This is a genomic window from Deltaproteobacteria bacterium (assembly GCA_019308905.1).
GTDB lineage: Bacteria > Desulfobacterota > BSN033 > WVXP01 > WVXP01 > JAFDHF01.
Map to the genome: position 1 here is coordinate 1 of JAFDHF010000007.1, position 21,137 is coordinate 21,137.

General features: G+C 58.1%; 16 protein-coding genes. 3 read left to right on the forward strand and 13 right to left on the reverse strand.

Going from position 1 to position 21,137, the window contains the following annotated elements; all coding sequences use genetic code 11:
- A partial coding sequence (locus JRJ26_04270; protein MBW2056695.1) for an AsnC family transcriptional regulator occupies positions 1–165 on the reverse strand: 165 nt, incomplete at its 3' end.
- A 294-nt stretch (positions 166–459) separates the two neighbouring features.
- Here JRJ26_04270 and JRJ26_04275 point away from each other — a divergent pair.
- The gene (locus JRJ26_04275; GenBank protein ID MBW2056696.1) at positions 460–1,614 is read left to right on the forward strand and encodes a saccharopine dehydrogenase NADP-binding domain-containing protein; all 1,155 of its coding nucleotides are present in this window, start codon (positions 460–462) and stop codon (positions 1,612–1,614) included.
- 155 nt (positions 1,615–1,769) lie between these two features.
- Positions 1,770–3,701 carry an aldehyde ferredoxin oxidoreductase family protein gene (locus JRJ26_04280; GenBank protein MBW2056697.1) on the forward strand — a complete coding sequence of 644 codons (1,932 nt, stop codon included), beginning with the start codon at positions 1,770–1,772 and terminating at the stop codon, positions 3,699–3,701.
- An 84-nt stretch (positions 3,702–3,785) separates the two neighbouring features.
- On the opposite strand, the gene JRJ26_04285 is transcribed toward JRJ26_04280, so the two are convergent.
- The 12 genes from JRJ26_04285 to JRJ26_04340 form a co-directional block, all read right to left on the reverse strand.
- A complete protein-coding gene (locus JRJ26_04285; protein MBW2056698.1) occupies positions 3,786–5,003 on the reverse strand; it encodes an MFS transporter in 1,218 nt (405 codons plus the stop codon).
- Between the two features lie 64 nt (positions 5,004–5,067).
- Positions 5,068–6,648, reverse strand: coding sequence for a trimethylamine methyltransferase family protein (locus JRJ26_04290; protein MBW2056699.1), 1,581 nt, complete (start codon positions 6,646–6,648; stop codon positions 5,068–5,070).
- A gap of 9 nt (positions 6,649–6,657) precedes the next feature.
- Positions 6,658–7,740, reverse strand: a complete 1,083-nt coding sequence (locus tag JRJ26_04295) for an ABC transporter ATP-binding protein (protein ID MBW2056700.1) — start codon at positions 7,738–7,740, stop codon at positions 6,658–6,660.
- Positions 7,741–7,744: 4 nt separating this feature from the next.
- Positions 7,745–8,557: an ABC transporter permease gene (locus JRJ26_04300; GenBank protein MBW2056701.1), complete on the reverse strand. Its 813-nt coding sequence runs from the start codon at positions 8,555–8,557 to the stop codon at positions 7,745–7,747.
- Between the two features lie 51 nt (positions 8,558–8,608).
- Positions 8,609–9,484 (reverse strand): ABC transporter permease, encoded by an 876-nt coding sequence (locus tag JRJ26_04305; GenBank protein MBW2056702.1) that lies wholly within the window; start codon positions 9,482–9,484, stop codon positions 8,609–8,611.
- A 129-nt stretch (positions 9,485–9,613) separates the two neighbouring features.
- A complete protein-coding gene (locus JRJ26_04310; GenBank protein MBW2056703.1) occupies positions 9,614–10,711 on the reverse strand; it encodes an ABC transporter substrate-binding protein in 1,098 nt (365 codons plus the stop codon).
- A 165-nt stretch (positions 10,712–10,876) separates the two neighbouring features.
- On the reverse strand, positions 10,877–12,334 hold the full coding sequence (locus JRJ26_04315) for a trimethylamine methyltransferase family protein (protein ID MBW2056704.1): 1,458 nt from the start codon (positions 12,332–12,334) through the stop codon (positions 10,877–10,879).
- 494 nt (positions 12,335–12,828) lie between these two features.
- Positions 12,829–14,892: a molybdopterin-dependent oxidoreductase gene (locus JRJ26_04320; GenBank protein MBW2056705.1), complete on the reverse strand. Its 2,064-nt coding sequence runs from the start codon at positions 14,890–14,892 to the stop codon at positions 12,829–12,831.
- Between the two features lie 216 nt (positions 14,893–15,108).
- Positions 15,109–16,470 (reverse strand): trimethylamine methyltransferase family protein, encoded by a 1,362-nt coding sequence (locus tag JRJ26_04325; protein MBW2056706.1) that lies wholly within the window; start codon positions 16,468–16,470, stop codon positions 15,109–15,111.
- Positions 16,448–18,538 carry a molybdopterin-dependent oxidoreductase gene (locus JRJ26_04330; GenBank protein ID MBW2056707.1) on the reverse strand — a complete coding sequence of 697 codons (2,091 nt, stop codon included), beginning with the start codon at positions 18,536–18,538 and terminating at the stop codon, positions 16,448–16,450. The genes JRJ26_04325 and JRJ26_04330 overlap by 23 nt, the downstream gene beginning before the upstream one ends.
- Before the next feature lie 11 nt (positions 18,539–18,549).
- A complete protein-coding gene (locus tag JRJ26_04335; GenBank protein ID MBW2056708.1) occupies positions 18,550–19,026 on the reverse strand; it encodes a 4Fe-4S dicluster domain-containing protein in 477 nt (158 codons plus the stop codon).
- A gap of 40 nt (positions 19,027–19,066) precedes the next feature.
- A complete protein-coding gene (locus JRJ26_04340) occupies positions 19,067–20,308 on the reverse strand; it encodes an NAD(P)/FAD-dependent oxidoreductase (protein MBW2056709.1) in 1,242 nt (413 codons plus the stop codon).
- A gap of 382 nt (positions 20,309–20,690) precedes the next feature.
- Between JRJ26_04340 and tsaA the strand changes: the two genes are divergently transcribed.
- Positions 20,691–21,125 carry a tRNA (N6-threonylcarbamoyladenosine(37)-N6)-methyltransferase TrmO gene (tsaA, locus tag JRJ26_04345; GenBank protein ID MBW2056710.1) on the forward strand — a complete coding sequence of 145 codons (435 nt, stop codon included), beginning with the start codon at positions 20,691–20,693 and terminating at the stop codon, positions 21,123–21,125.
- Positions 21,126–21,137 lie beyond the last annotated feature (12 nt).

The window sequence follows — 21,137 nt, forward strand, 5'->3', positions numbered from 1 at the left end:
CGCGACGATTTGAACTACTTTTTCCTCCAGCAGCTTCTGGAGGCGGTTTCTCACGGTCGCCTCCGAGACCCCGAGGGTCCTGGCGATCCTGATGTTGGAAATTCTCCCGTCTTGTTGGAGCAGGTCGATTATCCTCAAGTCTGTCGCATCGAGCGGTTTGGTCATGGCAAGAACCTTCTTTCTTTGTTTTCCTACTTCGTCGGGCGTCATGTGAACCCTGCGGGACTGAGATGGAAACCGAGAAGTATTCGCAACTTTGGAGTAAGGTACTTAGGTATTTCGTAATCTCTTGAGGATAATGTAGTTCATTTCGCATGTCAAGGCTTGACAATCCCCGGCCGGGAGACTATAAATCTGGGTACTGGAGGTCTGGCCCCTCGGCGAGGGGAGGACAGGCGATTTTCCCCTTCACGCGGGGGTCAGTGGGATTCACCGGAATCGAAGAGAGGAGGAGCAGCGATGCGAGTCTTATCCTTAGGCGGATGCGGTGCCGTCTGCCGACATGCAACCAGGGATCTTGCCGAGTTTTCCGAATTCGACGAAATCGTGATAGGTGACTACAATGTGGATGCGGCGGAAAAACTGGCCGCCGAGATAGGCGATCCCAGAGTCAAGGCGCTGAAGGTGGATGCCGGCGACGAGAAAGGGCTTGTGGGCCTGTTCGGGGACTTTGATCTGATTCTAAACGGGCTGCCCTTCAAATACGACCTGGCCGTTACCAGGGCCTGTGTGGAGGCGGGCGTCAACGGCCTGGACGTTTCCACCGAGGAGAAACAGTGGGATCTTGACGGGCCGGCAAGGGAAAAGGGCATCGTCTTTGTGCCGGGAGTCGGCGCCACCCCGGGCATCACCAATGTCATGGCCAGACATGGAGCGGACCAGATGGACGAGGTGGAGGAGATCCGCATACACTTTGCCGCATTCCGCTGCATAGCGCCGGCTCCGGGTTTGCTGGTCACCTTTCTCTGGGAGTTCCATCCCCACATCGAGGAGGAACGGCTTGTGTACGAGGAGGGAGAATTCAGGTCCGTGGGGCCTTTCGAGGGAATAAAGACGGTCGACTTCCCTGGGCCCATCGGCCGGCAGGAGGTCTGTTACATTCCACACCCTGAAACGGTCACCCTGCCCAAGAGCCTGGGGGCCAAGCGTGTCTCGGTCCAGGGGTGTTTTCCGCCCCAGGCGATGAGGCTGACAAGGGCCATGTTGGATCACGGCCTGTACAGTGAGGAGCCGGTGACGATCAAGGGGATCGAGACGACCCCCCTGGAGATCATGCATGAACTGTTGATACGCCTGCCGGAGAGCAAGCAGACCCCCCTGTGGGCATACGGCCTTCTGGTCGAGGTCTACGGGAAGCGGCAGGGACGCGACACGAAGGTCACGCTCTGGAATCGCCACCCGCCCCAGGAGGAGTGGGGGGGGCAGGCGGCCTATTTCAAGAATATCGGGATCCCTCTGAGCATCGGTGCTCAGATGATCGCCCGGGGGGATGTGAGCGAGAGGGGAGTGGTCCCGCCTGAAACGGCCCTCGATCCCCACGTATTTATCGCCGAACTGGCAAAGCGCCGAATCGAGGTTCACCAAAAGATTGAAGAGCGGCACCGCCTTGGATAGAGGGGCCTCGGGGACCGGGGCACGGTGTGAACCGACCGAAGGCCTCGAGCCCAGGGAAAAAGGTATTGATTAGCGGGGAGGGAACATGCTAAATTTGCCACTAACCGCCCGGACAGTCGCGGGGTTTTTTAGAAACCACTTTTGAGGAGGATGCGATGCCGTACGGATACAACGGAAAGATCCTGCACGTTGACCTCTCGTCCTCGACCCTCAGTGTTGAGGAGCCGCCGGAGGAGTTCTATCGGACCTACATGGGAGGCAGTGGCCTAAACCTCCACTATCTCCTCAAAGAGATGGCGCCGGGTGCCGACCCCCTGGGACCGGAGAACATCTTGGCCCTCAGTGTGGGTGTGACGACCGGTGCCCCTGTTTCCGGCCAGAGCCGAATGACGGCCAATGCCAAATCACCCTTGACCGGGGCGATCGGCGATTCTCAGTGCGGCGGTTTCCTACCCGCAGAGATGAAGTTTGCCGGTTTCGATGCGATCATCATAAGAGGGAAGGCCCCGTCTCCTGTCTATCTGTGGATCCGGGACGGGAAGGCGGAGATCCGTGATGCTTCGCATCTCTGGGGAAAACTCACGGGAGAGGCGGAAGAGGCTATCAGGAAGGAACTGGGAGACTCAAAGATCGAGGTCGTCCAGATCGGTCCAGCCGGTGAGAAGGGGGTGCGTTTCGCGGCATTGATAAACATGTCTTGCCGGGCCAACGGAAGGACGGGTATGGGTGCGGTAATGGGGAGTAAGAACCTGAGAGCCGTGGCCGTGCGGGGCACGGCGAGGCCGCCGCTGGCCGACCGGAAGGCCTTGAATGATCTGGCTCGGTGGGGGGCGAAGACCTTTCCGGAATCATACGTGGTAGGATTGGGCAAGTACGGAACGGCCGAGACCACAGGCAAGCAACAGGCCGTGGGCGGGCTGCCGAGCTACAACTTCACCAGAGGTGTCTTTGACGGATGGAAAGCCATCGATGGAACGACCATGTATGATACCGTTCTAAGGGGGAGGGAGAAGGGAGAGCAGGATCGGTACGGCCGTGACACCTGTTTCGGCTGCGTCATCCGGTGCAAGCGGGTCGTTGAGATCAAGGAGGGACCCTTTCAGGTGGATCCCCACTACGGTGGTCCCGAATACGAAACGACCAGCACCTTCGGCAATTACTGCGGCAACGATAATCTCGCCGCCATCGCCAAGGCGAACGAGCTGTGCAACAAGTACGGGATGGATACTATTTCCTGCGGGGCGACGATCGCCTGGGCCATGGAGACCTTCGAGGCAGGAGAGCTGACCCTGGAGGACACGGGGGGGCTGGAACTCAGGTTTGGAAATGCCGAGGCCCTGGTGAAGCTGGTCGAGATGATCGGCAAACGAGAGGGCTTCGGCGACGTGCTCGCAGAGGGCTCGGCTCGTGCGGCTGAGCGGCTGGGCCGGGGCAGGGATTTTCTCATAACCAGCAAAGGACAGGAGGCACCGGCTCACATGCCCCAGGTCAAACGGAGCCTGGCCCTGATTTACGCTGTCAACCCCTTTGGAGCGGATCACCAGAGCAGCGAACACGACCCCGCCTACGAAGACGAGTACGAGTACTATGCAGACAGACTCGGTGCCCTGGGTCTCACCAAGCCGCAGAAGCCCCAGAGCCTCGGGCCGGAGAAGGTGGAGTTCGCCCTGAAGACGGAGTACTTCTACAGCATGATGGACAGTCTGAACCTCTGCCAGTTCGCCTGCGGTCCGGCCTGGCAGCTCTATGGGCCGGAAGAGGTAGTGAAGATGGTGCGGGCCGTGACCGGCTGGGATGTAACGGTCGATGAACTTCAGAAGGTGGGCGAGCGCCGTTTGAACATGCTCCGTGCCTTCAACGCCCGTGAGGGCATCAACCGGAACCAGGATAGGCTTCCCGAGAAGTTCTTCAAGCGTCCCCTGAAGGGGGGGCCCAGCGACGGCTTCAAGGTGGAGAGGGATCAGTTCGAGGCTGCTCTGGAGGAGTATTACCGCCAGGCCGGATGGGATGTAAAGACCGGAACGCCGACACGGCAGACCCTGGAGCGCCTCGGTCTCGGCTGGGTCGCAGATGAATTGAAAGTGTAAGTGGCGGGTCTCCAGCCGGTTCGGGAAGAGTCCCGGGGAAGCCCGGGATCCCATGCTCTTGTAAGTCTTGCCGCCGGTTTTCCCTCAAGAAGGAGGGGTCGTTGTGGCCCCTCCTTTTTTGTGGCTCCTTAGCAACAGGAGAATGCCTATCGAGGCCGTGCCCAGTAGGGGGATCATGAATACTCCCTTTGCCAGGCCGAGGGATTGAGATACAGGGCCGATCAGCCATGGGAAAAACATGTAGCCGACTCCTCCGCTCGCGCTGAGTGTCCCGGTGATAAAGCCGATCCGGTTCGGGAAGATACCTGCTCCCAGAGCGAGGAAGTTGGGGTAGACGATGGATAGGAGGAGGCCCGCACAGAATGTGGAGGAGAAGATGAGGGCCGCGTCTCTGCTCAGAAACGTGAGACACATGAACAGGGCGGCCCCGGAGATCGCTACGATCAAGGAGAGGAAGAGATTGACATCTGGGAATAGCCGGGCGTAGGACGCCCTGCCCAGGAGAAAGGCGAGCCAGAAGATCGAGACACAGTAGCTTGCCAGGGTCGGTGTCATGTTTCTCGTACTCTTCAGAAACAGGGGCATCCACGCACCAAAGGAGGCCTCCATGCCCAGATGGAGAAACATGGCGGCGATAATGGCCCAGAAGGCGGCGGAACCCATGAGGTTCCTGATCCCTTCGTGACGGCCGTCCGTCTCACCCCCCTCCAGATCCAAGCCGAAGGGGTAGTTCTTCCTTCTCAGGAGAAGTGGGAGCATCGGTATGTTAAGGAGACCGATGAGGGGATAAAAGTAAAACCACTTCCCCGTCGCTTTGAGGATTGCGACGACCGCCAGAGGGCCGAGAAAAGACCCCACACCGAAAAAGAGATGGAGGATATTCAGGTACTTTGCTCGGTTCTGCCTGTAGATCTCCGAAAAGAGGGAATCCAGACCGACGGTCAAAAAGCCGAACCCGGAACCGAGGAAGAACATGAGACCGAGGAAGACCTCGAACCTGCTATGGAAGGGCCCGATACTGACGAGCAAGAAGACAAGGGAGAGGGTGGAGAGGCAGAGGACGAGTCTGGCCCGGTGGACCTTCCAGACAAAAGAGAGGATGATGGTCCCGAGGAGATACCCGGTTCCGTCAAGCAGGACGGGGAGTCCCACCCGGGCCACGTTCAGTTGGTAGAAACCCGTGAGCTCGATCAGAAGGGGGCCTACGGCGCTGTTGAGCAGGCCGGAATTGAACATACCGAGATAGGAGGCGAATTTGAGTTCCCGGTTGTCTGGAAGCGAACCTTCTGACGGGTGTGCCAATGCGCGGTCTCCGGAGCTTCGGGTTCGGCGGGAATCACGTTTAGAGCGGGCTCGCCGTGCCATTCTAGTCAGAGAGGCCGGTCTGCCGGGTCCCTGCCTGATCCAAATCGATCACGATGCCGGGGAAAAGGTCCCTTACCTGTTTGATGACCTGAGGCGGAAGGGGAGGAGCCGAATGGGTTTCTATGATCCTTTTGGCCTTTTGCCTGGCCCTCTGGAGAGCGGTGGGCCTTCCCCTCTGGTTCCAATCCTCCCAGTCTGAGGTTTCACTCACCGAAGGCCGGAAGAATTCCCTCCTCATATGGTCGATCGTGTGATCCTCTGCAAGAAAATTCGCCCCAGGACCCATCGAAGAGACGAGCTCCACCGCGCAGTGTTCGGGATCCGTGTCGAGTCCTCTGAGAACCCTCCTCGTCATTCCGACGACTTCATCATCGATGACGAACTTTTCGAAAGAAAGGGCGGAGACCGATTCCAGGAATCCTCCTATGGCACTGATGTAGGTCGCGCCTGACAGGACGACCCAGGGGATTGCGAAGCAGTGCTCGTAGCCTGCCTGAATGTCGAGAAGGTTGGCATCTGTCCTGCCTGCGGTAGCCCAGTTGGGCAGTCCGCAGTGTCCGGCAAGCTGGGTTGCCGCCGCGTTCAGAAGGGGGAGTTCGGGGGAGGCCGTGAGCATCCGGCCGGTGGCGAAGTTGGTGGTTCCGGGGATGGTCCCGTAGAGAAAGGGTGTCCCAGGCCTGGCCGCCTGGGCGAGGACCAGGAGTGCCAGAATCTCTGCGTTCATCACGACCAGAGTTCCCGCCAGGGTAGCAGGAGCACTCAGACCGGGTTGAACCATCGTTATGGGGGCGACTGGAATGCCTGCCCGAGCGGCCTCGATGAGCTGATCCGTGGGGACGGTGTCCAACCGGAGGGGGCTTATGACCGGGCAGAACCCGAACGAAACGAAGGGCCTGCCCTCAAAAACCGTCTCCTTGAGCAAATCCACCATTGAAAGGACGTCTTTAAACCCGGTTTGGCCGGAGAAGTCCATATCGAAGGGCTTTTGGGTGGTGTTGACCAAGTGGAAGAAGGTGGAGACCTCGGTAACCTCGCTCGGCACGTCGTCGAAAGTGCAGGGGGTCGTGACAAAATCCACGTTTTCCAGACCATCGAAGAGCTTTATGAGAGAGACGAAATCCTTCAGGCCGGCCCTGCGCCTCACTCCTGTCTCTAGATCGTAGATGATGCATGGGACCCCGCTTGGCCCGAACAGAGGGGGATTCCCCCTTTCGAAACGGACCTCACACCCGTGTTTGCGGCCATAGAGAACGTAGGATCTGGGCACCTCGCCCAGGGCATCTTCAACGAGAGACGGGGGAATGCGGACGAGATATCGGCTTCCCTCACAATCCACCCGGGCTCCCCTTCCCTTGAAGAGAGAGAGGGCCTTTTCGCTCTTCACCTCGATTCCCGCCCTGTCCAGGATCTCCAGGCTCATGCGATGGATCCTTTCCACCTCTCCCTTGTCGAGTGGAGTAAACATGGCTCCTCCCCCTTGGAGTTTTCTCATATTTCGATCAGGTACTCCTGCACGCAGTCGACCCCGGTCTTCTCCACCCTGCCTTTCCGAGCCACACCCGGTCGCGCTTCGCCAGGGGATAGGCCGTGGCTAGATCCTTCTGAGGCTCTCCTTGTGCCAGCTGATCCTGACTCTTTCCCCTTCCCCGCGGCCGCCCCCTGTCCTGACGCTCATCTCCCTCACATTGAGGGTCTTGTCCTTGCTGATCCTGACCTTGTATCTCTTTGTCTCTCCCACGTAGATCGTCTCTTCGATAACGCCGCTGAGGGAGAAACCGTTGAAATCCTCACCGACAAAGAAGATCTTTTCCGGCCTGATGCAGAAGGTCACCTCTTTTCCCGGTACCGCCTCGCCGGTCCAGGGGATTCGATGTTTTGATCCGTCGCTGATCTGGAGGGTCACCTTTCCGCCTTGGCTCTCAATGACCTTGCCCTTGAGAAAGTTGGACTCTCCTATGAAACTGGCGACGAACTGGTTTGCGGGCTTCTCATAGAGTTCGTCCGGCGTGCCGATCTGTTCTATCCTGCCCCGATCCATCACTGCGATCCTGTTCGACATGACCAGTGCCTCCTCCTGGTCATGGGTGACATAGATCATGGTTCTTTTCAGCCGCGTGTGGATGTGCTTCAGCTCGAGCTGCATATGTTCCCTGAGCTTCTTGTCCAGAGCGCCCAGGGGTTCGTCGAGAAGGAGCAGCGGAGGATCGAACACCAGGGCCCGTGCCAGGGCTATGCGCTGCTGCTGGCCGCCGCTCAGCTGTTTGGGAAAGCGTTTCTCATATCCCTGCAGGCGGACCAGATCGAGGGCAGCTGCGACCCTGTCACGGATCTCATCCTTCTGAAACCTCCGCATCTTCAAGGGAAATGCGATGTTGTCGTAGATCGTCATGTGGGGGAAGAGGGCGTAGTTCTGGAAGACCATGCCGATATTCCGCTTTTCCGGGGGAAGGACGCTGATAGGCCTGTCCTGGAGGACCACTTCCCCCCTGGTTGGGAACTCAAAGCCGGCGATCATCAGAAGGATGGTGGTCTTGCCAGACCCGCTCGGGCCGAGGAGGGTGAGGAACTCACCGTCACCGATATCGAGGGATACGTCGTCGACAGCCAGAACCTCGCCGAACCGCTTGCTCAGGTTCCTTAGCCGGAGAATAGGTTTCGTCTTGGATGGGTTCATGAGCCTACTCCTGAAGCTCGACTGCTTTTTTCTCTTTGCCCATGAATGAGAGGGCGATGATGGTACCGACTGCGGCCACTATGAAAACCGTAGAGGCTGCAGCCACCACGGGGTTGATCCGGAACTGAATCTCTGAAAACATCCGCAGAGGAAGAGTCATCTTTGTCGTACCGATAAGAAACATGGCGAGGAGCAACTCGTCAAGGGACTCGATGAAGCAGAAGACACCCGAGGCGATGATGCCGGGTTTTATCAGGGGCAGGGTGATGTACATGAAGGTTCTGAAAGCATCGGCCCCGAGGTTCCTGGATGCCATTTCCAGCGAGATATCGAAGCGGTAGAGATTGGCGGTAACCACCAGGATCACGTAGGGGACACATATGATCGTGTGGGCTATAACCATTCCAACAAGCGTCCCTATGAGATGAAGCCTTGCAAAGATCCCGTATACTGCAAAGGCCGTGACGATGACGGGAATCATCAGAGGGGAGATAAAAAAGAGGTGGAGCAGCCTCTTGCCGGGCAGGATGCCCCTTACCAGGGCCAGGGAGGCAAGGGTTCCTATGACAAGGGAGACCGCGGTCGCGATAAACGCGAGTTTCAAGCTGAAAAGCGTCGCCGCGGTCCAGCGATGGTCGGTGAAGAATTTCTGGTGCCAGTAGAGGGTGAAACCCTTTGGTGGAAAGACCAGATACTTGGTCGTGCTGAAGGACATGGGCACCGCGAGGATGGTGGGAATAACCAGGAAGACGAAGACAGCCGCCACAAAGCACCCCAGAATGATTCTCCCGTAGTCTGTTTCCGGCCGATTTTTCATCTCCTCGCTTCCCCCCGGATTTCCCAGGCCTGTTTGCACCTGGGGTCTCGACTAGTCCCTGTAGATCTTGTCCAGGCCGACGATCTTGTCGAAAATCAGGATCATGAGGATTGTCGTCACAAGGAGGACCACCACGATGGCCCCGGCAAAGTCCCAATTGATCAGGCGGTTGATCTGTTGGTCGATGAGCGTAGTAATCATGAGTGTCTTGGGGCCGCCCAGCAGGGCAGGGGTGATATAGAACCCCAGGGAGAGAATGAACACGAACATCACCCCGGCCCCCACACCGGGCAGACTCAGCGGAAAGGTGACCAGGGCAAAGGCCTTTACGGCATTGGCGCCGAGGTTCCGGGCGGCCCTGAGCAGATTCCTGTCGATGTTCTTCAACACGCTGTAGACGGGCAGAATCATGAACGGCAGCAGAATGTGGACCATCCCGAGAAGAACCGCGAATTCGGTGTAGAGCAGGTTGAGGGGCCTCTCTATGAGCCCGATGGATATGAGAAACCGGTTGAGGATTCCCTTTGTCTGGAGCAGGACGATCCACGCGTAAGATCGAACCAGAATGCTGGTGAAGAAGGGGAGCAGCACGCAGATCATCATGAGATTGGCTGTCTTCTGGCTCTTCAGGCCGGCCAGAAAGTAGGCTATTGGATAGCCCAGAAGAAAGCAGATGACGGTAACTACCACCGCGACCCTGACGGTTCTCAACAGAATGTAAGTGTAGAGGGGTTCCCTGAAGAAGTGCCTGTAATGCTCCCAGGTGATGTGGCCGTTTTTCAGGATGCTTTCGGGGAAGAGTGTGACGAGAGGGTAGAGGTAGAATACACCCAGAAGGATGAACAGCGGTCCGGTGAGAAGAATGGACTGAAAAAGGGAGTACCTCGTTATCGACTCTCTGCCTACGAATCTTGATCTTACAGACAACGGAACCTCCTGATTCGGCACCGGTCCGCCCTGCCGGGACGGCTCATGCGAGTGCGGGAAGATTCGGCGGGGAAAGAGGGGCAGGATTCGCTGCCCTCCCTCTTCCCCGGGTGGAGCCAGCGGACCGAGCTACTTGGCGATCCAGGTGTTCCACCTTTCATCGATTTCATCCATGTGGGAAAGCTGCCACTTCCCGTTTTTGACGCCGTAAAGGTTGATGAGCTTGCCGAAGTTGGCAGGGTAGGTGGCCAGATCCTTCTGCATGGAGGGGTGTATGTATCGCACAGCCTTCTTGTTGGTCCCGCTGTACCCCATATAGTTCGTGAACACGGCCTGCTGCTCGGGCCGATTGCAGAAATCGATCAACCGCATGGCAGCCTCTTTCATGGGGGAATTCTTGACCACACAGTTGTAAGCCAGGAAATACAGCGCCTGGTTCCATTCGATTGCAACGGGTGCCCCGAGGCGCTTTGCCGTTTTGGCACGACCGTCGGTCGATACGGCCATGACCACCTCTCCGTCTATCAGGGCCTGCATGAGCTGTTCACCGCTAGTGTACCAGACCTTTATGTGGGGTTTGATCTTGTCCATGATCTTGAAGGCTCGATCGAAGTCGAGGGGGAAGAGGTCGTCGGGGCTGACCCCTTCTGACATGAGGGCGATGGAGAGGTTGTCCGATGGGCCTCCCCAGTTGTGCATGGCTCGGGGGCCAGGGAACCTCTTTACGTCGAAGAAATCCTTCCAGCTCTTGGGTCGCTTTCCTTCGGGGAAGACCTTGGTGTTGTATGCCAGTACCACACATTCGAGGTACTGGGCCACCCCCCACTTCTTGAGTGAACCGGGGACGAGGTCCTTTGTGTGGGTGACGATGCCGTAGTCGATATCTTCGAGGTAACCCTTGTCGTAGTACTTCTGGTTGTACCCTTCGTAATCAGCCGAAATCATATCCCACTCGATATTTCCGCTTCTCATCATGGCATCGAGTTTGCCTCCCACCGAAACCCCGGCTTCCACGGCGACTACCTTTATGCCGGTCTCCTCGGTAAAGGGCTCAAAGAAGGCCTTTTCCTGGGCTTCGGTGATGCTCCCCCCCCAGGTTTGGACCACGATATGGTTCCGCCCCGCATGAGCGCTCGGCACAAAGCACCCGCCGGCCAGGACCAGGAGAAGAACCAGACAGGATACAAAAACACTACCGGGTGATACTCTTGGCCAGATCTTTTTCATCCCAATCCTCCTTCATCATAGGGTCTTGATTCCAAAAGGTTTCTCTGGGCTCCTCACCTCCTTTTCGCGGGATTCCGCCCCCCCCGGCTCCGTCCGATTCTTTCTGCTTCAATCTCGGTTTTTCAGCAGCTTCACCGATTTCTCGCCGCGGGCCGGGTAATGAGCCTAAGCCATCCTTTGGGCCTCGCGGTCGGCGGCCGCCAGTATGCGATCGAGCTCTGCAAGAACCTCCCTGGGCAGAGGCTCGGGGTGGTGGTTCTCATCGATTCGCTTGAATTCCTCGAGGGCCAGGGTTCTCGGATCGAGTAGCCTGCCCTGTCCGTCCTTCCTTCCCAGCAAGCGAGAGAGGCGAAAATCCCGTACGTGGTCGCAGGTGTGGTCCTCCATCAGGAAGTGTCCCCTGGGACCCACTTTCTCGATCACGTCGAGAGCCATGTCGTATCCCTCGAATTCGAATCCGCGGAACAGGTCGTAGGCGGCCCGGCAGACCTCGTGGTCGAGGATCACCTGCTCGGGGTAGAGAACCATGGACCCTCCGAGCAGCCCCAGGTATCCGCAGATCTCTCCACCGCACAGGGGGATGAGGGCCGCACCCATTCCCGCCTCCATGCCGGACTGCCAGCCTATGTCGAGGGCGTCGCTGCTCACCCCCCCTCCCCCCAGGCTGGGCACACCCCAGGCATGGGCGAGTTGGACGGAAATCATGTTGACAGGCAACGGCACCTCGCTGACATAGTCTCCGGTCCTGGGGTCCATGAGCGACACGAGGACCGAGTGAAACACAGGTGCTCCGGGGTAGGCCAACTGGATCAGCACCATGGCGCTCACCACCTCTGCATCGCCCGTGACGAGGGCCCCGAGGGGAGTGGCCGGTGCTGTCGACCCCATGGTGGTCATGGCCATGAAGCTGACAGGGATGCCTGCCTCTGCATAGACCAGGGCCGACTCGATCCCATCGGCATCCTGGGCCAGAGGCGCGATGGTGCATATGTTGGCGTTGATAGGGGGACGCCGTCGCAGCTCCACGCCGCTGCCGGCCACGACGGTAGCCATCTCGACTATGTAACGTGCCAGAGGGGCGAAAACCGTCGTGCCGCCCCGCACGTGCTTGAGCGTGTTGACCAGACCTGCGTGACACTCGTGGAGAGGTGCTGTACGCCCGTGATCCTGGGCACTGACCATGGGCCAGAAAAAGCTGATCATGGGCAGGGCGTCGCAGACACGGGCCATCCGGGCCACGTCGTCCTTTCTGGAAGGTCTCTGCTTTCGGGTCCACAGGTCGACCACGTGGACCCCGCACCCGTCCGTGCAGAGGTAGGACCGGCTCCCATCGAGGACCAGGTCGAAGCGTTCGTGTCGTCCTGCCAGGACAAATGACCGGGGCGCCGTGGACATGGCCTTGGTCACAAGGCCGGGCGGGATGCGAACGATCTGTCTATCCATATCCACCAGGGCCCCGTGGTCGGAAAAAAGCTCGAGGGCGGTCCGGGAGGGAAAGTGGACACCCACCTCTTCCAGCAGGCGGAGCGTTCCGCCACGAAGGGTTTCGACCTGGGACTGGGTGAGCAGTTCCTTTTTCAGGGCGGAGACGAAGGGAACTATCTCCGGGGTTTCCGAATCCATCTGCGCCTCCTCGGGAAGGCAAAGAGCGGTGTCGCCGGACCCGCTTCACAAGAGGCAAAGAGAACAAAGACCTTCTATTCGCAAAGTTTCCCCGAAATATTTCTATATTTCGTAGCCTGTTCTTAATAATATATTTCTTTTCGAATGTCAAGTAGATTGGCACAGACGTGAGAGGGGGGGCAGACGGGAGGATAGGGGACGGGAGTCAAGGACGAGGGTCGAGTCTCGTTGTGAGTCATTCCGCCGATTTTTCCGGTAGACCCCATGGGGTCCCCCATAGGGTCAAATCTCGATTTGAGTCTTGTAACCGATTTATCTTGGACATTCGGTATGTTATGCTATTAGTAGTCCATCATGGGCAGGAAGGTCCTGCCTTGCCCATGTGGAACCCCTGTGAACCTTTGGATTCCTGTCAGAAGAGGCTGAGCGGTTCTTTGACTGCCACCGGCCGACCCGGTGGATCGGAGAGAGGCAAGGGGCTGAACGTTCTCTTTCTATTGTAGCTTTTCGATCCTCACCGGCACGGCCTTCAGAAGGGGGAAGCCCGTGACAGGATCGGTGACGCGATCATCTGTGAGAAGGTTTACATTGGCCTCGTCCCACCCGTGGGTGATCTGGAGGACACCCGGGAGGATGTCTTTTTCGCCCATAACCCTTGCCGGAATCTCAATGGAGCCCACCGTTGAGGTTACCTTTACCCGTTGCCCTTCGGTGATTCCCATCCGGGCGGCATCGTCAGGATGGATCTCGACTTGCGGCACGGGGATGGATGCGCGAAACCGCGCAATATTACGGTACCTCGAATGATAGTAGAGAGACTTCCTGGCTCCTGTGATAAGGATGAAGGGATAGTCGGGGTTCGAACGGCTCCGATAACGGGGGGGTCGGTATTCGGGTAGCTCAGGATGGCCCGATTCGCCTAAATACGCCGACGAGAACTCGAACTTTCCCGTGGGGGTTGGAAGAGGCCGATTTGTATACTTCCTGTATCTGAGGGGTCGATAGGTATATCCCTCTGGATGCCTTCTCAGTTCATCGAGGGATATGCCTGCCGGTTCCAGGATCCACTGGTTGACCTGCTCTTCGTTTTCCCAGGGAAAGTACCTCTCCCCGAAACCGAGCCGGCAGGCAAGATCCCGCCAGAAGGTGTACTCATCCCGGACACCGGGAATATCCAAAACCTTGGTCGTGAGGGTGACAAGCTGGAGATGGGTATGGTAGTGAAGCTCAGATCTTTCGAGAAAGGATGCCGCAGGGAGGATGTAGTGGGCGAGCTTTGCACTCTCGGTCAGAAAGAGATCTCTGAAAACCAGTAGATCCAACCGGGCAAATGCTCTTGCGACCTTTTGGGCATTCGGATTGGTGAGTACCGGGTTGGCTCCCGTTACGATCAGCCCCTTCAAAGGATAGCCGTCTGAGAAGAGAATCCGATCCATGGCAGTGAGGGAGTGACAGTCTTTGGTGTACCGGTAGAGAGTCGGATATTCTGCAGCACCTATGGGCTCTTGCCCTTCCAGAGGGATCTCGTCGTAGAGTGTTAGGGTACGTCCTCCCATCGTCTCTGGCCAGGGGTCGCCCCCCTCGACATCGACCGCGCCGCAGAGTCCGCCCAGGCAGGCAACGGCTCTGACGGTGTCGAGCACATTGTCGTGGTGTTCCAGGCCGGTTCCGACATAACCGGCGACTCTCGGGCGGCTCGCAGCCAGCATTCCGCCGATCTGAAGGATTCTGGTCCGGTCGACTCCGGTCTGTCTCTCGACCCATTCGGGGGTACAGGTCCTGGCGTAACTTGCAAATCGATCAAATCCGACGGTATGGTTGTTTACGAAATGGCGATCGTAGTTTCCTGTTTCGATCAGATAGCGGGCTAGGCCCAGGGCGAGCGCGCCGTCCGTTCCTGGGAGGGGTTGAACAAAGATATCGGCCTTGCGGGCAATGGCGGTGCGGCGGGGATCGATGACCACGAGTTTTGCCCCTTTTTTCCTTCCCTCGGTGATCCTGCTCATAAAAGTGGGATGTGAGACAGGGGGATTCGATCCCCAGAGAATAATGAGGGCCGCCCTTTCGAAATCCGGGCACGGGTTCAGGTATCCCTGCACCAGTCGGTAGGCGATGTAACGGGCGCTGAAGCAAACCGAGTCGGCGGAAAAGAAGTTCGGCGATCCAAAGGCATGGATAAAACGGCGGGCGTATTGCTCCTGCTGGAAGAAACCCACGGCCTCACCGGTCCAAACCCCCACTGATCTGGCCCCGTAATCTTCCTTGATGTCACGCATCCTGCCGGCGATCTCATCCATGGCCTGTTCGTATGAGATCTCCTCAAAGGTCCGGTCGGGTTTCCTCCTTAGAGGATTGAGGAGGCGGCGGGGATGGTAGACGAGATCTACCGCAGCACGCCCTTTGGCACAGATCAGTCCGCGGCTGGCCGGGTGGTCTTTGAACCCGCTGATTCTGTGTATCTTCCCGTGAGCGACATGGACATTGAGCCCGCAGCGCATGTCACACTGGCGGCATAGGGTCTGAATCTCTCCGTTTGCGACAGCGGTCTTCGAGTTCATCGACAACCTCTCAATGATGGGTTTGGATCGTAGTAGCGGTTGATTCTCTTCGAAAAATTCCGCCCTGCTTTGACTCTCCGTGCTTCACGGCTCTGCAGTCACGGACTGCCGGGCGGTAGCGGGCTCGGTCGAGTTGCGTGGCCTAGGAATCTTCCTCGGCGGAGGGTACAGGGAGAAAACTCGGGCTTCCTGCAGGCCGGTTAGGCCGATTCGGTGTCATTCACCAAGCAGATCCCTCAGTTTTTCTCTTGTCCTCTCGTGCATCGTTTTTGAACCCGACTCGGTCCATTGGGCCAGAGGCACCCTGCATAGGAGCGAGGGTGTCCACATCTCCGTGCGGGCGTGCTCGAGAGTGTGGTTGCTGCTTATGAAAGCCCCCTTCTTTCCCGCATCCCTGATGACACGGTAGGCCAGCCTTTCCTCGTCCACGGCGATCCCTCCGGCGATCCTCGATACCATACCTGCCAATTCGTCGCACAGGACGAGCATCTCGAGGGACCCGGTCTTGCCCGAGGATAGAAAACCGAGGTTGTGGGTCAAACCGGTTCCCATGAGGACAGACATCACCATGTTCATTCCCGCCTCTGCGGCCGCCTGGGAATCGACGGTGTGCGCATCGGAGCAGCCCGAGCCGGACCAACTCGGGACGCCTATGTCGGAGAAATAGTCCGCCGTGGCAAGGCAGACCAGTCCGTATTCCGGGCTCCCGTAGCAGATGCTGCCCGTCCGCATGTCCATGGGGATAATCGCCGCTCCCGACATGACCGGTGCTCCGGGGCCCTCCATCTGGTGGACTACGATTCCTCCCAGGATTTCCGCTGCCGTCTGTGCCAGTGCTCCGGCAAGGGTCATTGGGGCAGTTGCTCCCGGCATGACTGCGGGGAAGCAGACCACGGGAAGAGACCGCTTTGCGGCGAAACGTAGCCGTCTGCATGCCTCCTCGCCGAGTCTCAGGGGAGAAGTGGGGCCGGTGAGGTCCATCCCGAAAGGCCTCTGGGAGAGAGCCTGCCAGCCACCGGCCACGTCGGCGAGAAACTGCCAGACCTGTCCGGTCTCCTTCTCGTTGTGGCCGAGAAAGGCCAGGGGTTTGCCCGTATGCTCGACCATTGCCCGGACAGTCCGTATGGCCTCTTGCTGGGGGGGGACGTCACTCGGAGCCCCAAGCGACAGGACGAGATCTATATTGGAAAGCCTGTCGCATACCCGGGCCGTCCTGACAATATCCTCGAGGAGGAAGGGCCGGTGGACTCCCGTTCTGTAGTCCAGAATGTTGAGGCACCCTGTACCCGGACTGAACCTGGGTCTGCCGTCACCGGTGTTTACGGCCACGTTGCCGTTTCGATCGTACAGTGTCAGGCTGGGGGGAACAGTGGCAAGAGACCGCGCGACCAGTTCTGGTCCAAAGAGGAGGTATCCGTCTCCCCCCTCTCGGCATCCCATCTCCTTCAATCTCTTTCGCGTCTCTTCGTCCTGGACGTCCATGCCGATCTCGCCCAGGACCCGGAGGGCTGTCCGGTGTATCTGTTCCGTTTCTTCTTCGGAGAGGACCCGCAATCTAAGGGAATTTGATTTCTTCATCACGCTGGCCATCCTTTTCGATCCTTACAGGCACGGCCTTGAGCAGGGGGAACCCGCTGATGGGATCGTTCACGGAATCGTAGGTTATCAGATTCACGTTGGCCTCCTCCCAGCCGTGGGTGATCTGGAGGACCCCTGGAAGGATCTGCCTTGTATGGACGATCTTTGCCTGGATCTCCACGGCACCGATCTCCGATACTACCCGGACCCGTTCTTTGTCTCCGATGCCCAATTTCGCGGCATCATCGGGATGGATCTCCACCTCGGGCGCAGGCACGGCGGTGCGGAAGCGGTGAATGTTACGGTATCTCGAATGATAGAAGAGATACTTCCTTGCACCGGTGATGAGGACAAGGGGATACTCCCTGCTCGGGTGGCTCATGTAGCGAGGCGGCTCGTAGACGGGCAGTTCCGGATAGCCGAGTTCTTTCAAATAGCGGGAGGCGAATTCGAACTTTCCCGTAGGTGTCGGAAATGGTTGTTCCTTGTACTTATTGTATCTCAAGGGGCTGTATACATAGCCCTCAGGGTGTTTCTTCAGATCGTCCAGGGAGATGCCCGTCGGTTCAAGGATCCAGCGGTTGACCTGCTCCTCGTTCTCCCAGGGGAAGTACCTCTCGCCGAAACCGAGCCGGTGGGCCAGATCCCTCCAGAAGGTATACTCGTCCGTGACGCCTGGAATATCGAGCACCTTGGTAGTAAGGGTTACGAGCTGCCGGTCCGTGTGGTAGTGGAGTTCGGACCTTTCGAGGAAGGACGCTGCAGGAAGAACGTAGTGGGCCAGTTTCGCGCTTTCGGTGAGGAAGAGTTCCCTCACGACCAGAAGCTCGAGACTCGCAAAGGCATCACGCACCTTTCTTGCATTGGGGTTGGTGAGCACGGGGTTCGCCCCCGTCACGATGAGCCCGCGCAAGGGGTAGTCTCCCTTGCCGAGAATATAGTCCATGGCCGTCATGGTGTGGCATTCCCGGCGGAACCGGTAGAGGACGGGGTATCTGTCCGCCCCGATAGGGTTTTGATCGAGGAGGGGGAGCTCATCATAGAGTGTCAGGCTCCGCCCTCCCATCCCTTGCGGCCAGGTCTGTCCTCCCTTTACGTCGATGGCTCCGCAGAGACCGCCCAGACAGGCTACGACCCGTATGTTGTTTATCCCGTTCTCGTGGTGTTCCAGGCCGTTTCCCACGTAGTTGATGACTCTCGGCTTGTTTTGAACGATCATCTGGGCGATCTCCACGAGCCTCTGCCCCTCGATTCCTGTCTCTTTCTCGACGAACTCGGGGGTGAACCTCTCGGCGTATTCGGCAAATCCGTCAAAGCCTATCGAGTACTTCTCGACAAAGGGCCGGTCGTAGTTCCCGGTCTGGATGAGGTGGTTGGCCAGCCCCCAGGCCAGAGCGCCATCGGTGCCCGGAAAGGGCTGCACGAAGATATCCGCCTTATAAGCCACAGAGACCAGACGGGGGTCGATGACGACGAGCTTCGCCCCTCTGGCCCGGGCGTCGGCGATGAGCCTCATAAAAGGTGGATGCGAGAAGGGGAGGTTGGTTCCCCAGAGAACGATGAGGTCGGCGTTTTCAAAGTCGGGGCAGCCGTTCCAGTAACCCTGGACGAGTCCGTACCCGATGTAGCGGCCGTTGAAACACTCCGAGTCGTTCGAAAAGTAGTTGGGAGATCCAAAGGCATGGACGAACCGCCTGGCATATTCCTCCTGCTGAAAAAACCCGAGCGCTTCCCCCTTCCAAACCCCCATCGATCTCGCCCCATAGGTCTTCTTGATGGCCTCCATTTTTGCGGCGATTTCATCGAGTGCCTGGTCGTAGGAGATCTCGCGGAAGGTTCCGTCCGGCTTTTTCTTTAGCGGCTTAAGGAGGCGGTCCTCTTTGTAGACCAGGTCCGCCGCGGCATGTCCCTTGTGGCAGATCCTGCCCCGGTTCTGTGGGTGATCTTTGAATCCCTTGATCTCCGCTATCCTGCCGTCCCTGATATGGACATCAACCCCGCAGCGCATGTCACATTGGCGGCAGAGGGTCTGGACCGTCCCGTTTCTCACGACTGTTTCTCCCGTCATCTTGGGATTCCTCACTGGTGGACCACAAGGCATCTCATCAAACGGTTGTCCACGATTCTCCTCCTCAGATCTGACAGATCCGCGGCCTCGATGTAGTTCAGGGCATGAGGCATGCAGAACATGATGCATCTCGGTTCGCCTTCACAGAGGTTGCACTTCTGGATCACATGCCTTTCTGTATTGAAATGGATATTCCCGAAGGGGCAGGCCATCATGCACATCTTGCATCCTACACAGCGGTCCTGGTCGACCACGATCGCCCCGGTGCGGGGGTCTCGGCTGAGGGCACCGCTGGGACAGATCTCCATGCAGGGTGGTGTTTCACACTGGGAGCAGGTCAGAGTCGAAATGAACCGTTCGCCGGGATAGAGGTTGACCCGAATGTTTGAATCCTCTCGCCTGAACCCCCCTGTTCCGTAAAGGGAACACGCCTGTTCGCAGTTCCGGCATCCGATGCAGCGGTCGAGGTCGATGTAGATTATTCTCATGGGCTCTCCTGTTGAGACCGGGAATTCCCCGGACCCGGTTCTAGCTCCTGCCAACCAGAGGGCGGAGTAATCTCAGGGGGTGCACCCGCAGGTCCTCGGTCCGGGGTATCTCTCTCTTTCTGAGTATGCAGGATCTCAGGATGCCAAAAGAGGCGACGTCCTCGGCTCGGCCTATTAGGACTCCGCCCACAGGAACTCTACGGTGGAGCAGGAGCTTAACGTAGACCCCGCCTTCCCTATCGAGGTAGGCTTGTTCATCTATTTCGGGAGATTTCCTCACCATTCCCATGGATGCCACCGTCAAATGGAAGAATTCGCTCACATTGCCGCTGAGGCTGCCCCGATAGTGAACCTCCCTCCCCGCCATATTGCTCCCGGCAATTGTGCCGTGCTCTACGGCAGTTGTCCAGAGAGCATGGGTTGCCCACCGATCTCCGAGAACAGAGGGCCCCTGGGCGACATCACCGGCTGCATAGATTCCCGGTACACTCGTCTCCATTGTGTCGCTCACCAGGATGCCCCTGTCGGTGCGAACCGAGTCGGTCTCCAGGAAAGCGATGTTGGGCCGCACCCCTGCTGCCACGACCACCATGTCCACATCGAAGGGACGCCGGTCCGCCGGGTAGACCCTGTACTGGCCCCTCGATCTCTTTTCCACCCTTTGGACAGCCGTTCCCGTCAGGACGCGGACTCTCTCGCGGCGCATTGCCGTCTCCACCATTTCAGCCCCTGTTCTATCGAGACTCTGGGGCATGACATGGTCCATTATTTCAGTGATCGTCACCTCCAGATTCCTCTGCACCGCAACCCATGCAAGCATGAGGGAGATAAAGCCTCCCCCCATGATCATGAGGCGCCTGTTCCCCTTGAAGCACCTGCCGACTCGGAGGGCATCTTCCATGGTCCAGAAATGCCCTATCTCCTCGCTGTCCAGGCCTCGGACAGTGGGCTTCACAGGTGAGGAACCCGAGGCGATCAGCAGCCTGTCAAAGGGGATCGTCTCGCCCGTATCGAGATAGAGCCTTTTTTGGGAAAGGTCCGTTCCTACAACCGACCGGCCCAACAGAGTCCTGACGTTGAACCGGTCATAGAAACGGGTGGACCGATAGAAAAGACCCTGGATATCCGTCCTCCCCAAAACAAGATACGGGAGAAGAACACGGGAGTACGGCGGGTGCTTTTCAGAGGAGACCAGGAGAATCGCACTTGTCCGGTCATGCTTGCGGAAGGCCTCGATGGCGCTCACCGCCGCGGCACCGCCTCCGATGATAACCACTCTCATCGTTCCTGCCACAGGACCCCTCAACAAGAAGGAGCAGGCCCTTTGGGTTGTCTCCCTATGTGAAACGAGTTTCCTTTATGTTCTACCAGAAAGTACCAGCCCTCTCGGTGAGTTGTCAAGGCCGGCTCCAAGAATATCAACCCAGGAAGTGAGAATGGCATTCGGGGCCTCGCCCTAGGGGTAGCCAACCGCTCGTGCGATGTCGCCAGGGGATAGGGGCGTGATACTGTCAGACAGAAGGGGTCTTGGACTCGAAGACTTCCACGGATGCTTGATTCAAAGCCGGGAGACCCCGGCGACAAGATTCACTTGACATCTCTGCACGCCTGTGGAAATCTTTGAAGCACGTGACTCTGCAGTATACGGAGAGGGGTGCCAGGAGATGGAGATCCTTTTGAAACCGATCGGTGTCATTCACTCCCCTTTCACGGACAAGACCGGTATCCCCGTCCAGTCTTTTCATTCGGATGAGTTGGGATGGGTCGAAGTCAACAAGGAATACGAGAGAGGGCTGAGAGATCTCGAAGGATTCTCCCACATTATCCTGCTGTATTACTACGAGACGGGAGAGACGCGCCTCGAAGTGAAGCCCGTGCTGGGGACCAGAACCCACGGTATCTTTGCCACAAGGGACCTCAGGCGGCCGAACAGGTTGGGATTCAGCGTGGTGCGTCTTCTGGAGAAGAAAGGGAACATTCTCAAGATCCGCGGTGTCGACGTGTTGGAGGGAAGCCCTCTGCTCGACATCAAGCCCTATGTGCCCGCCTTTGACGGGAGAAGCGGTTGCAGGATCGGGTGGCTTGAGGGAAAGGTGTGACGGGGGGAAGGG

What these genes read in the sequence shown, in the direction of transcription:
- JRJ26_04275 (MBW2056696.1), top strand. Translation starts at nt 460, where the DNA reads ATGCGAGTCTTATCCTTAGGCGGATGCGGTGCCGTCTGCCGACATGCA.
- JRJ26_04280 (MBW2056697.1), top strand. Translation starts at nt 1,770, where the DNA reads ATGCCGTACGGATACAACGGAAAGATCCTGCACGTTGACCTCTCGTCC.
- JRJ26_04295 (MBW2056700.1), bottom strand. Translation starts at nt 7,740, where the DNA reads ATGAACCCATCCAAGACGAAACCTATTCTCCGGCTAAGGAACCTGAGC.
- JRJ26_04300 (MBW2056701.1), bottom strand. Translation starts at nt 8,557, where the DNA reads ATGAAAAATCGGCCGGAAACAGACTACGGGAGAATCATTCTGGGGTGC.
- JRJ26_04310 (MBW2056703.1), bottom strand. Translation starts at nt 10,711, where the DNA reads ATGAAAAAGATCTGGCCAAGAGTATCACCCGGTAGTGTTTTTGTATCC.
- JRJ26_04315 (MBW2056704.1), bottom strand. Translation starts at nt 12,334, where the DNA reads ATGGATTCGGAAACCCCGGAGATAGTTCCCTTCGTCTCCGCCCTGAAA.
- JRJ26_04320 (MBW2056705.1), bottom strand. Translation starts at nt 14,892, where the DNA reads ATGAACTCGAAGACCGCTGTCGCAAACGGAGAGATTCAGACCCTATGC.
- JRJ26_04325 (MBW2056706.1), bottom strand. Translation starts at nt 16,470, where the DNA reads ATGAAGAAATCAAATTCCCTTAGATTGCGGGTCCTCTCCGAAGAAGAA.
- JRJ26_04330 (MBW2056707.1), bottom strand. Translation starts at nt 18,538, where the DNA reads ATGACGGGAGAAACAGTCGTGAGAAACGGGACGGTCCAGACCCTCTGC.
- JRJ26_04335 (MBW2056708.1), bottom strand. Translation starts at nt 19,026, where the DNA reads ATGAGAATAATCTACATCGACCTCGACCGCTGCATCGGATGCCGGAAC.
- JRJ26_04340 (MBW2056709.1), bottom strand. Translation starts at nt 20,308, where the DNA reads ATGAGAGTGGTTATCATCGGAGGCGGTGCCGCGGCGGTGAGCGCCATC.
- tsaA (MBW2056710.1), top strand. Translation starts at nt 20,691, where the DNA reads ATGGAGATCCTTTTGAAACCGATCGGTGTCATTCACTCCCCTTTCACG.